12 protein-coding genes and 1 tRNA gene are annotated in these 12120 nt (G+C 61.9%); 7 read left to right on the plus strand and 6 right to left on the minus strand.

Annotated features, from left to right (window positions below; translation table 11 throughout):
• Nucleotides 1–37: 37 nt before the first annotated feature.
• Nucleotides 38–1255, minus strand: a complete 1218-nt coding sequence (locus DVK00_RS03365) for an acyl-CoA dehydrogenase family protein (RefSeq protein WP_101350865.1) — start codon at nt 1253–1255, stop codon at nt 38–40.
• 168 nt (nt 1256–1423) lie between these two features.
• Between DVK00_RS03365 and DVK00_RS03370 the strand changes: the two genes are divergently transcribed.
• Nucleotides 1424–2119 (plus strand): HAD family hydrolase, encoded by a 696-nt coding sequence (locus DVK00_RS03370; RefSeq protein ID WP_121511479.1) that lies wholly within the window; start codon nt 1424–1426, stop codon nt 2117–2119.
• Nucleotides 2120–2158: 39 nt separating this feature from the next.
• Here DVK00_RS03370 and DVK00_RS03375 read toward each other — a convergent pair whose 3' ends face one another.
• Nucleotides 2159–2968: an SDR family NAD(P)-dependent oxidoreductase gene (locus DVK00_RS03375; RefSeq protein WP_101350867.1), complete on the minus strand. Its 810-nt coding sequence runs from the start codon at nt 2966–2968 to the stop codon at nt 2159–2161.
• Nucleotides 2969–3244: 276 nt separating this feature from the next.
• On the opposite strand from DVK00_RS03375, the gene DVK00_RS03380 reads away from it, so the two are divergent.
• Both DVK00_RS03380 and DVK00_RS03385 read left to right on the plus strand, forming a co-directional pair.
• Nucleotides 3245–3688, plus strand: a complete 444-nt coding sequence (locus tag DVK00_RS03380; protein ID WP_101350868.1) for a MaoC/PaaZ C-terminal domain-containing protein — start codon at nt 3245–3247, stop codon at nt 3686–3688.
• 879 nt (nt 3689–4567) lie between these two features.
• Complete coding sequence (locus tag DVK00_RS03385) at nt 4568–4903, plus strand: hypothetical protein (protein ID WP_101350869.1); 336 nt, start codon at nt 4568–4570, stop codon at nt 4901–4903.
• 658 nt (nt 4904–5561) lie between these two features.
• Here the strand turns inward: DVK00_RS03385 and DVK00_RS03390 are convergent.
• Nucleotides 5562–6551, minus strand: coding sequence for an aldo/keto reductase (locus tag DVK00_RS03390; protein WP_101350870.1), 990 nt, complete (start codon nt 6549–6551; stop codon nt 5562–5564).
• A gap of 122 nt (nt 6552–6673) precedes the next feature.
• Nucleotides 6674–6823: a hydrogenase maturation nickel metallochaperone HypA gene (locus DVK00_RS21570; protein WP_147435159.1), complete on the minus strand. Its 150-nt coding sequence runs from the start codon at nt 6821–6823 to the stop codon at nt 6674–6676.
• A 259-nt stretch (nt 6824–7082) separates the two neighbouring features.
• Between DVK00_RS21570 and DVK00_RS03395 the strand changes: the two genes are divergently transcribed.
• Entirely contained in the window at nt 7083–8264 is a 1182-nt protein-coding gene (locus DVK00_RS03395; protein ID WP_121535377.1) for an alanine--glyoxylate aminotransferase family protein, read from the plus strand.
• 137 nt (nt 8265–8401) lie between these two features.
• Here the strand turns inward: DVK00_RS03395 and DVK00_RS03400 are convergent.
• Nucleotides 8402–8475, minus strand: a tRNA-Tyr gene (locus DVK00_RS03400).
• 264 nt (nt 8476–8739) lie between these two features.
• Between DVK00_RS03400 and DVK00_RS03405 the strand changes: the two genes are divergently transcribed.
• The 3 genes from DVK00_RS03405 to ftsZ all read left to right on the plus strand — a co-directional run bounded on the left by DVK00_RS03405 (nt 8740) and on the right by ftsZ (nt 11017).
• The gene (locus DVK00_RS03405; RefSeq protein ID WP_121536148.1) at nt 8740–9363 is read left to right on the plus strand and encodes a zinc ribbon domain-containing protein; all 624 of its coding nucleotides are present in this window, start codon (nt 8740–8742) and stop codon (nt 9361–9363) included.
• A gap of 236 nt (nt 9364–9599) precedes the next feature.
• A complete protein-coding gene (locus DVK00_RS03410; protein ID WP_004515010.1) occupies nt 9600–9776 on the plus strand; it encodes a ribbon-helix-helix domain-containing protein in 177 nt (58 codons plus the stop codon).
• Between the two features lie 2 nt (nt 9777–9778).
• Nucleotides 9779–11017 (plus strand): cell division protein FtsZ, encoded by a 1239-nt coding sequence (gene ftsZ / locus DVK00_RS03415; protein WP_101350872.1) that lies wholly within the window; start codon nt 9779–9781, stop codon nt 11015–11017.
• Nucleotides 11018–11095: 78 nt separating this feature from the next.
• On the opposite strand, the gene DVK00_RS03420 is transcribed toward ftsZ, so the two are convergent.
• Nucleotides 11096–12091: a TIGR00269 family protein gene (locus tag DVK00_RS03420; RefSeq protein ID WP_121511476.1), complete on the minus strand. Its 996-nt coding sequence runs from the start codon at nt 12089–12091 to the stop codon at nt 11096–11098.
• Nucleotides 12092–12120: the final 29 nt, after the last annotated feature.

A 12120-nucleotide genomic window follows, 5' to 3' on the forward strand; every position in this document is an offset into this window, starting at 1 on the left:
AGTGCGAGTAGCGACCGTTGCCGGTGACGGCGCTGGCTTACTCGCGGTAGCGCCGCACCGGTTTCAGTTCCTCGCTGTCCACGTCCTCGAAGGCCTCCCGGGCGATGGTCCGGAGGTGAACCTCGTCGGCCCCGTCGACGATGCGGAACGTCCTGACCAGTTCGTAGAAGTCCGCCAGCGGAAGGTCCCGGCCGATGCCGTTGCCGCCACAGAACTGGACGGCGGTGTCGATAGCGTCCTGCGTCGCCCGGGCAGCGAACACTTTGCTCATCGACACCTCGACGCGGGCTTCATTGCCGGCGGCGATGGCGTCCGCGGCGGCCCGGACCAGCGCCCGTGCGGCCTGAATCTGTGTCTCCTGTTCGGCGATTTCAAACCGGACGTGTTGCTTGTCGGCCACGGAGTCACCGAAGGCCTGCCGTTCGGTGGTGTAGGCCTTGGCGATGGACAGCGCCCGTTCGGCCATTCCAGAAAAGCGCATACAGTGGGTGAGCCGCGCCGGACCGAGCCGCTGCTGGACGTGCTGGAAGCCGTTGCCTTCCTCGCCGAGCAGGTGCTCCTCGGGGACGCGAACGCCGTTGAACTCGATCTCGGCGTGGCCCTTCGGGTCGCCCTGGCTGCCCATGTGCGGGACGTTTCGAACGATGTCCACGCCGTCGGCGTCCGTCGGGACGATGAACACTGAACACCCCTGATACGGATGGACGTCCTCGTCCGTTCGAGCGAAGACGAGCAGGATGTCGGCATCGACGCCGCCGGTCGTCCACCACTTGTGGCCGTCGATGACCCACTCGTCGCCGTCTTTCTCTGCGGTGGTTCGAATCATCTTCGGGTCGGAGCCCGCGCCCTGCATCGGTTCGGTCATCGCAAAGCCCGACTGTATCTCGCCCTCGACGAGCGGGTCGAGATACTCCGATTTCTGGAGCGCCGTCCCCTGCATCTCCAGCAGGTGCATATTGCCCTCGTCGGGCGCGTCGACGCGCATCGCAATCGGGCCAAGGAGGCTTCGGCCCGCTTCCTCGAACGTCGGCAACACGTCCCGGAAGTCATAGCCCATGCCGCCGTGTTCCTCGGGGATTTGCGGGGCGTACACGTCGTACTCCCGTGCAGCAGCGCGGAGGTCGCGAACTGTTGCGTCGGAGATCGCTGTCCCGCCCGCGAGTTCGCGCTCCCGCGGGATGACAACCTCGTCCATCAACGCTCTGGCGCGCTCGGCAAGCGCAGTCGCGGCCTCGGAATCGGTGAACGATATCATGGCACAGTCTCGTTCTCGCACGTCGTCATGATAAGTGTTGGAGCACAGCGAACGCGTGGTCGGTCGTTTATTCCACAGCGCGGTGCCCCGGCGCACCCGCCGCGACACAGCCACGGGACTCTGGGCGTCGGCGGTAGTTTCATACCCGGACCAGTCCAAGCCGCTACCGTGAACGAGAGGTCAGACATTGAGGCCGTCTTCTGGGATATCGGGGGCGTCATCCTTCGGATGGCGTCCGTCCGGGCGGCCCACCGCGAGTTTGTCGACCGCCTGTGTTCGGAGTACCCGGCGGCTGCGGATTCCGACGCGGCTCTCGACCGATGGCGGGATGTCCTCGGAACGTACTTCGGCGAGCGCGAGGGCACAGCGTTCCGACCGGCCCGCGAGGGGTACCGGCGGGCAATCGACGAGATTCTGACAGTCAGTCCCGAGGAAACTGAGTGGGAATCACTGTTCCATAGAATCCGCGACGAACAGGTCGAACCCAACCCCGACGCCATCGCAGCCATCGAGGCCTTGGCGGACGCGCCGCTCCATCAAGGCGTCGTCAGTGACGTGGACGACGACGAGGGCGAGCAACTGTTGCGGACCTTCGGGGTCTGGGACGCGATGGATTCGTACACCGCCTCAGAGGCCGTCGGTCGGACCAAACCGGACCCGGCGATGTTCGAAACGGCGCTCAGAAAGGCTGCGGTCGAACCGGCGCGGGCCGTGATGATCGGTGACCGCTACGAGCACGATATGCACGGCGGAACACGGGCCGGGCTGTGGACAGTCGCTTACGGGGCCGAAGACGGACCCGCTGTGGATATCACGCTCGACGACCTCCGCGAGCTGCCGGATTGGCTTGGCGTCTCGGAGTGAAGCCGGATTACGACCGCCGTTACTGGGACTCCCCGCTACTCAGATGTCGGGCGTCTCTTCGAGCCGTGGGACGCCAGCGGCGGTGATCGTCTGGCCGACGATGTACGACGATGCCGGGCTGGCGAGGAACAGCGCGATGTCGGCGATCTCCTCCGAGAGGCCGATGCGGCGCTCGACGGCCTCGCGGTCGATATTGTCGGCGCTGACACCCATCTGTGACTCGACGCCCGGCGTGGCGACGAAGCCCGGGGCGATGCAGTTGATGCGGATGTCACGGTCGGCCCACTCCGCCGACAGCGTGGATGTGAGATTGCTGACGCCGGCCTTTGCGGCCCCGTAGTGACTCATATACGGTGCGCCTTGTTCCCCGGCAACGCTGGAGAGGTTGATGACCGCCCCGCCGCCGTCCGCGGCCAGCGCTTCGCCGGCCGCCTGCGTGCAGTGGTAGGTCCCGTGGAGGTTGATGTCGACGATGGTTTTCCAGCCGTTCTCGCTGATGTCGTCGAACCCGGACATGAAGCTCGCGCCGGCGTTGTTCACGAGCACATCCAGCCCACCGAACTCGTCGACGGTCGCTTCCACCAGCGCCTCGACAGCCTCGCGGTCTGTCACGTCGCACTCGATAGCGACTGCGTCACCGGGCCGGTCGCTGTCGTTGATTTCGTCGGCCACCGGGCCGACGTTGTCCTGCTCGCGCGAGCAGACAACCACGTCGGCCCCGTCAGCCGCGAACTCCTCCGCGATTGCCCGGCCGATACCGCTCGATGCACCCGTGATAATCGCCCGCTGTCCCTCCAAGCGAAACCGCTCCGTGTGTGGCTTTGACATCGCATCGGACATCTCGGCCATCTGCAATAAAGCTACGTCCTGAGTTCTCTCTGCCGGATTCAGTTGAATATCGTTGAACAGTCAGATCAGACGAGTGGTGCCGCGTCTCCCTGTGGCAGCGTCGAGAGTAACGGACGAGCCCCGGTAGCATTAACACCGACGCGAGACACGGAGGGATGTGTATGTCCAGCAATAGTAACAAACCGGGGTCTAGGGACCAGCGGGTCCCAGCGGGGCAGTGGCAACTCGACCAGAAACCGGAGCGTCGTTTCACAGTCGCTTGCGAGGACCAGTAAGATGGCCGGCGAGTTCGACACAGTCGACGTTGGCGATAGCTTCACCACGTCGGGCCGGACCATCACCGAGGCCGACGTGGTCAACTTTGCGGGTGTCAGCGGGGATTTCAATCACCTCCATACGAACGCCGAACGGATGGCCGACTCGGGCTACGGCGAGCGCATCGCACACGGTGCGCTGGTGTTTTCAGTCGTCACTGGGTTGGTATGGCAGGCCCGCGACGAGGCCGAAAAGCGGCACATGGTCGCGTTCTACGGCATCGACCGGCTTCGGTTCATCAAACCAGTGTTTCTGGGCGATACGATTCACGCCGAAGCCGAGGTTGTCGACACAGAGCGCCGAGACCACCCGGTTGCGACAGGCGTCGTCCGGACTGAAGTCACTACGCTGAATCAGGCCGACGAAGCTGTGTTCTCGGCCGAGTTCCTCACGCTTCGGCGGTAGCCCGCGCCGCCGTACTGCTCGGAATTTCCGGTTTGGTCTCGTTTCCGTCGAATTCACGCACTGCTTCTCGGACTGTCGTCTGTTCGGCTGTCAGGCTAAACGCCACACCCAGTGTGTGACAGCTACCCGAATATATATTTGGCCGTGCACCATCTGGGCAAGTGTTTCTTGTGGACTTGGGTTTGACCGCCAAACGTCTCTGTAATAGTCAGTGCTACAGCAGTATCGCCACACGACCGCTGTCGCGACCGTCGCTCTCCCGATGGCTGTCATCTGTGTGCAGACCGTTCTGCGGCGTGGCGTTCCGTATACTGGAATAATTCCCGTAGTACGCCACAGGCGGACGCTCACGGACACTTCGACCGGTTTCGTGAGAGGCAGGCGGAAAAGGATAATACCCGTACTTTTGTTATCCGGTCGCCAGCAGTACGGGCGGCAGTTAGCCCGATTGAACAGCCAGACTGGGCCGCTCAGTCGCTGTCCGGTCAAACTGATCCCTGTAGTGCCGCGTTCGATTTCGCGTGTCTGTTGGGATCACAGCGACGCTAGCGGTATCGTTCTGTATACTGAAACATTCAGGCGGTGAGCGACGCCCGCTGACACGGGGCAGACCGTTGTAGAATGTCATAAGTGGAAGTGCATCCGGCCACATATATTCAAATACTTACCTTTTCTACTCAGATAAGGCGGTTACAGTAACAGAATCCACAAACTCGTTTTGTATTGGGTTTTAAGTTACCATCGGGCGTGTTTCTCCCCCTACTCCTCCTAATGTAAAAACATATGGCGAAAGTAGATTTGCAGAGAAACAGACGAAAGATACACACGTTGTTCGGAATACAGAAACGTATTTCTATAAGTGTGCACATATCTGGTCCTATGGGAGACGAAGAAGACCTCGAAGACGAAACTGTGTCCGTATCGATGGAGATATCAGGAAATTACGACGAAGTCATGTCGAAACTGGCGACAGAGGACGATGGGTCGACGTCGCTCGTCTCGCTGCTCGACGACCTCGAACAGTTGCTTGACACAGTGGTCCGGATGGACGGTGGGACACGCAGTGCAATTGCACAGCAACTGCCCAAGGATATGACCGTCTCCTTCGATGCACAGGCGGTCGTCGATACACTCCAGGTGCTCGAACGCTACGACCTCGTTGTCCTCGAAGGCAACACCTGGAAGCCGGGTCCGAAACTCACGACCGAAGAATAAGAACTACCGCGCCGCATCCGTCGTGAGCCGACTTCTCCCACACCGGGGCGGTGTGGTTACCAACCGAAGTCCGACGGTAGCAAGCGGCTAGTTCGCTGCAACCGGTCAGTAATGGCCGAAGCCAACGCCTGTAACTCCTGCCGGAGCGTCAGCTACAGCGTTCAACGGCGATGTCGTTCCAGTTGGCGTGAGCGACGTTCGGTAGCGTCCGCCTGTCGCCCAGTCTGTCGACTGTCACCATGTAAAGAGCTGTATAACAAACATTGGATAGCACGGAGAGGTAAATGCGAGCACACTTGGTGCTCGTACTCTCCCGACGCCCACCGTTCCATGCTCCCCTGTACGGGACGGTTTCACGCCGGGTTTGGCCACCCGGCATCGGTTCCTAATACGTCTGCCGATAGCCGGGGTCAGTTGCTACTGCGAGGCGCGGCACACTCGATAGTTCGTCAGACTCATTACTGGATTTTGATATTAATACCGCCGATAACTGTCTGTATTCATATGTATATCGCCACCGGATTCGTCAGTTTTACTATAATAACTCAGACACTGCAGTGACCTCTTCGGTGGAATCTTGGGCCAAGTTTTGCTGCACCAATCGTGTTCTACCGCCCCGAAAGCACATATGTAATCATACAGATCGGCGGAACGGCGACTACCAGCGATGGTGGACATCGTCGAAGACGTACTCCTCGTAGATGTCACGCACCGCGCCGTGGACCTGATTCGAGAGCGGGTCCATCTCGCTCACCGCCGCGTTCGCGCGGACGTGGGCCGGCGAGGTAGAGCCGGGGATGACAGTCGACACCGCGTCGTGGTCCAGAATCCAGCGCAACGCCATCTGGGCCATTGTCATCCGTTCGGGGACGTGTTCGCGGAGTTCCTCGACGGCGTCAAAGCCCGCGTCGACCGGGAGGCCGGCGAACGTCTCGCCGCGGTCGAAGGCCTCGCCCTCGATGTTGAAGTTCCGGTGGTCGTTCTCGGGGAACTCCGTGTCCCGGGAGAGTTTCCCGGTCAGGAGTCCGGAAGCCAGCGGAACGCGGACGATGACGCCGATATCGCGGCGCTTGGCTTCCTCGAAGAACCGCTCCGCAGGCCGCTGGCGGAACATATTGAAGATGATCTGGACCGTTTCGATTTCCGGGTACTCGATGGCTTTCAGCGCTTCCTCAACACGTTCGACGCTGACGCCGCAGTGAGCGACCTTCCCTTCGTCTTGCAGCCGCGAGAGGGCGTCGAACGTCTCGGGCTGATAGTAGGCGTCGGTCGGCGGACAGTGGAGTTGTAACAGTTCCAGCGTTTCGGTCCCGAGGTACTCACGCGAGCGGTCGACGTGCTCGGAGAGGTTGTCGTAGTTGTAGCGGTCGGCTGTATGTGGGTCGAGCCGGCGGCCGGCCTTCGTCGCGACGGTCACCTCGTCGCGGACCCCGCGTTCGTCCAGCACTTCTGCGATGCGCTGCTCGCTGAAGCCGTCACCGTACACGTCGGCGGTGTCGATGAAATCGACGCCGGCATCGAGCGCGGTCCGGATCGTTTCCCGGCCTTCCTCTGCCGAGACATCGCCCCAATCTCCACCGATGTTCCAGGTTCCGAGTCCGACGGCTGTCACGTCGTACCCTGCCGTCCCTAACTGTCGTCGGTTCACGTACGACTATACCGTCGACAGTCACTTGGTGGCTGTGATACGCGGCAACAACCTGAACAAAAAAGGGCAGTGTAGCCCGATAGCAGGCAGTCCGGTGGACGTGCCAACGTGGACGCCGGGGGCTACGTGAGCCACTTCGTCCGGCGGATGTCGTACGCACCGCAGTCCGGACACGAGTGGTACTGAACGTCGAACGACGCCCGGCACACCAGACAGGTGTACCGGCGGCTCGGTTCCTCCCCAGGGGACGCAACGTTATCGAACAATCCCATCGACGACCACACGCCACCTTAGCAATACGAGATTAAAAACGGAGTAGATCGTTCACACGTTTCATACCAGTCGCGTCTGGCGATTGCGATTATGGAGTAGGGTAGTGGCAGCCAGTGACTGGTGGCACAGATGTAATAATTATCCTATATTTCTACGGCGGTCGAATTAGCCTTCCGGTGGAGGCGTGAGACCGACCTTGTCCTGACCAGAGAGTTGCGACCACGGATTTTAATGCCCAGTCTCCAGGTAACGGACGGTATGGATGAGGTACCTGCTGTCGGTGAGTTGACACCGCCGGATCGAACACTGATGGGGCCCGGCCCGAGCGACGTCCATCCGCGCGTGCTCAAGGCGATGAGCACGCCGCTGGTCGGCCACCTCGACCCCTCGTTCATTGAGGTTATGGACGAGGTCCAGGACCTCCTCCGATACACGTTCCGGACGGACAATAAGTGGACGATTCCGGTCTCCGGGACCGGCTCCGCGGCGATGGAGGCAGCCATCGGCAACGTCGTCGAGCCGGGCGATACGATGCTTGTTCCGACGAACGGCTACTTCGGCGGCCGGATGGCAAGCATGGCCGAGCGTGCGGGCGGCGAGGTCGTCACCGTCGACGCGCCGTGGGGCCGGCCGCTCGACCCGGCGGCGGTTGAGGCCGCCTTCGACGAGCACAGCCCGGACGTGTTCGGGTTCGTCCACGCCGAGACCAGCACTGGCGTTCTCCAGCCGTCCGTGCCCGAACTCACTGATATCGCCCACGCGAACGACGCGCTTGTCATCGCCGATAGCGTGACCTCGCTGGGCGGCGTCGAACTCCGCGTCGACGACTGGGACATCGACGTGGCCTACGCAGGCCCGCAGAAGTGCCTCTCCTGTCCACCGGGCGCGAGCCCGCTCACGCTCAACGACGACGCGATGGACAAGGTCCTCGCCCGGGAGGAGGACCCCCGGTCGTGGTATCTCGACCTCTCCCTGCTGGAGGGGTACTGGGGCGAGGAGCGCGCCTACCACCACACGGCTCCAATCACGAACGTGTACGCGCTCCGTGAGGCGCTTCGGCTCGTCGCCGAGGAGGGCATCGAAAAACGCTGGGACCGCCACCTGCACGTCGCTGGCGCGCTGAAAGCCGGCGTCGAAGGTATGGGACTGGAGATGAACGCCCCCGACGACTTCTGGCTCCCGAGCCTCAACACCGTCCGCGTGCCCGACGGCGTCGACGACGGCGCGGTCATCCAGCACCTGCTGGACGAGTACGACCTCGAGATCGCCAGCGGCCTGGGCGCGCTGGAGGGCGACATCTGGCGCATCGGCTGTATGGGCCATTCGGCCCGCCGGCAGAACGTCAGCTATCTGCTTGCTGCGTTGGGTAACGCGCTCGGTGAGCAGGGTTCGGCAGTGGACGTAGACGCTGGACTAGCGGCGATGAGCGAGCGGTTCTGACGCTCTCCAGAACCGGCCTCGGAGGGTTCGTTTTGCGGAACTGCTGGAACGAGATTGTCTCACGTAGCTCCGCTGTCCGAAGGCAAAGGACAACTCAACTGCTGTTCAGGTCCACTCGACACCGACTGAAAACCAAGTCCGCCCTCCCCGATTTGAACGGGGGACAAGTCGATCTACAGTCGACTGCTCTACCAGTCTGAGCTAAGGGCGGTCGACACCCGAAAATACCCCGCCGTCCGGACTTAAGGGTTGTTATTCGCGGAGGGTTCGCCGAACGGTCACACGACGCGGAGTGACACACTGATTGGTGTCAGACACGTCTGACCCACTTGCAGAGGTCTGGGAGACGGGGCAACAGAGTCTACGGACGGAATCTGAGCGGAGGGAAGGGTATCGCGTCATGCCGGTAGCTGACGGGCGTCAGACAGCGCGGGAAGATTAAAATACCATCATGTACAACACACGTCCGAACTCGATGAGCAAAATAACGTTCCGCGCTGACGACGACCTCATCGACCAACTCGAGGCGTTCGACGCCTCGAAGAGCGAGGTCATGCGCGAGGCGCTTCGGGAGTATCTCGGAGACGCGTCGCCGTCAGCGTCGGAACCATCGTCGTCGTCAGAGTCTGTGACCGACGCCGAGACAATCGACGAGCTCATCGAAGAACGCGTCGACAGTATCATCGCCGACCGACTGGGGGCGCGACGCCGCCCCTCGCAACCGCAGGATATCAACGTAAACATCTCGTTAGACGGCGTAAGCGCAGGGGCAGCGAACGCTGAAACCGAACGACGGCAGACCGCCGATCGGGGTGCAAGTGCCGAGGACGGGCGGTCTCACAGTGAAAATCAGTCGTCCGACACGAGCGGGCGTAAGACAGAGCCGGAAACGCGGGACAGGACCGACACGGAGGAACGTAAGACATGTGCGCAATGCGGTGATAATCTTGGACCTGACCACGTTTACTGCCCGAACTGTGGCGAGAAGGCGTCTCGGCGGGTGTTCTGTGATTGCGGCGATGAACTCCGGTCGGACTGGGGATTCTGCCCGGGCTGTGGGAGACGAACGCCCGCAGCGGATGTGCTCGATCAGACCTAATTCAGCGTTTACACTGGATAGAAGAGTCCAGACACCGTAAACGAGAAAATGTATGACACTGCCCGTAAGTTTTAATACATCAGGGTCAGTGGTTTATCCTGCGTAAGACGGTCGTCTTACACGGCGGCGAACGCGAGGGGATGCCGCCCTCGTACTGCGGTTTCGCTGTGTAAACACTCGTGCGGGGCGTAAACAGCCCTCGTCCGGGCCGTCTTACCCAAGGGGAACTACCAAACATGGAGCGTGTGACACTACGGATTCCGAAGCAGCAGATTGAAGAGGTCGAACAGATGGTCGAGACGGGCGAGTACCCCAATCGGAGCGAAGCGATTCGCTCGGCGGTTCGGGAGATGCTCGCCGAAGAAGGCTCCGAACAGGCCTCCGAAAAGAAGCGGTCCTGGGCCAAGGTGTAACGATGCAGGATATCGTTAACGAGGCCCTCGAACGCGACGAGCAGGAACAGAAGCGGATGTCCGACGAGGACGTCGACGGGTTCGGCGACCCGCGCATCGTCATCGTCGGCTGTGGTGGCGCCGGCAACAACACCGTCAACCGCCTGTACAACATCGGCGTCGAGGGCGCTGACACCGTGGCCATCAACACGGACAAACAGCACCTCAAGATGATCGAAGCCGACACGAAGATTCTGGTCGGCAAGTCCCTCACCAATGGCCTCGGGGCCGGCGGCGACCCGTCGATGGGCGAGCGCGCCACGGAGATGGCACAGGGCACTATCAAGGAAGTGCTAGGCGACGCAGACCTCGTGTTCGTCACCGCCGGCATGGGCGGCGGCACCGGGACCGGTGCGGCCCCAGTCGTCTCGAAGATCGCTAAAGAACAGGGCGCAATCGTCGTCGGCATGGTGTCGACGCCGTTCAACGTCGAGCGAGCGCGGACGGTCAAGGCCGAGGAAGGCCTGGAGAAGCTCCGCAACGAGGCGGACTCCATCATCGTGCTGGACAACAACCGCCTGCTCGACTACGTCCCGAACCTGCCGATCGGCAAGGCGTTCTCCGTGATGGACCAGATCATCGCCGAGACCGTCAAGGGCATCTCAGAGACCATCACCCAGCCGAGCCTCATCAACCTCGACTACGCCGACATGACCTCCATCATGAACCAGGGCGGCGTCGCGGTGATGCTGGTCGGCGAGACCCAGGACAAGAACAAGACCGAAGAGGTCGTCAAGGACGCGATGAACCACCCGCTGCTCGACGTGGACTACCGTGGCGCGAGCGGCGGGCTGGTCCACATCACCGGCGGCCCGGACCTCACGCTGAAGGAGGCCGAGGGCATCGCACAGAACATCACCGAGCGGCTTGAGGCCGACGCCAACGTCATCTGGGGCGCACGGATTCAGGAAGAGTACAAGGGCAAGGTGCGGGTCATGGCCATCATGACCGGCGTCCAGTCCGCCCAGGTGCTCGGCCCGACGACCCAGAAACAGGCCAACAAGTCCCGCGAGGCGATTCAGGAAGTCGGCGACGACACCTCATTCGATGCGTCCGACAACGTCGAGAGCTTCGACAGCCCCGCCCCGAACAGCGGGAGTCAGAACAGCGGCGGTCGGAACGCCGGCTACAGCGAGACCGACGGCGGACAGGACCAGCGCGAGAAGAACAACGGACTCGACGTCATCCGGACGAACAAGTAACACCGCGGTTCTTCTTTCCGTTCTCTACGGCCGCGAGCGACGCTTTTACTCAGCGGTGTCTGACAAACGAGACGTCGGTCAGACTGCTTCCAGCGCGTCCAGCAGATTACACTTCCGACAGAGGTCCCGCGCCGTCGGCGCGCCGCAGTTCTCGCACTCGCCGTAGTCGGTGTCGCCGTTCTCGCCGCCGTAGGTGTCGGCGGCCAGCGCCGCGAGCTTCTCGTAGCCGGCCATAATCGAGTGGCGAGTCCCGGGATGGTTCTCTTCCAGTCCGAGCATGAGGTCCTGTATCTCGCCGCGGTAGGCCTCCTCGGCGTGGGGGCACTCGGTGATGTGTGCCGGGAGGTCTTGGAAGCGGGCGTACAGCGCGACTTCCTTCTCCGGGATGTCACGAAGCGGCTTGGCCCGTGGGATATGATGGTCTTGTGCCTCGCGTGTTTGTTCCGTGGGCGCGTCGGCAGACAAGTCAAACGGTCCCAGCGACGCCTCAAAATGCTTGGCGATCTGTTCAACGTCGCCTTCGAGGAAGTTCATCAGCGCCGTCTCGGCTTCGTCGTCGAGGTTGTGGCCGGTCAGCAGTTTGTCCGCGTCGAGTTCCTCGGCGTACTTCGAGAGGAGGTCACGGCGGAACACGCCACAGTAGGCACAGGCAGCCATCCCTTCGGGGTCGTCTTCGACAACGTCGTCCATCTGGACGCCGAACTCCTCGGCGTAGGAGACGGTGATGTGTTCGATGCCGAGGTCGTCGGTCAGTTCCTCGCAGGCCTCCAGACTCGCGTCGCGGTAGCCCTCGATGCCCTCGTGGATAGAAAGCGCAACCAGTTCGATTCGGGGGTCTTCGGCGAACGTGTCGTGCAGAATCTGCGTGAGAACGACGCTGTCTTTGCCGCCCGAGAGGCCGATAACCCACGTCTCGGGGTCTTCGACAGTGGCGTCGTCGGACACGAGGCCGTCCTCGCGGATGCGACGACGAACCCGTTTCGTGACCGCTCGGCAGAGATGAGACTCACAGAGGTGCAGCCCGGAATAGGCCGCGTGTAACACCGCGTTCTCGCCGCATTTGTCGCACTCCATCGTGACGAGTAGTCGTGGCCGCAATGGTG

Source organism: Haloarcula sp. Atlit-47R, assembly GCF_003665985.1.
Classification (GTDB): Archaea; Halobacteriota; Halobacteria; order Halobacteriales; family Haloarculaceae; genus Haloarcula; species Haloarcula taiwanensis.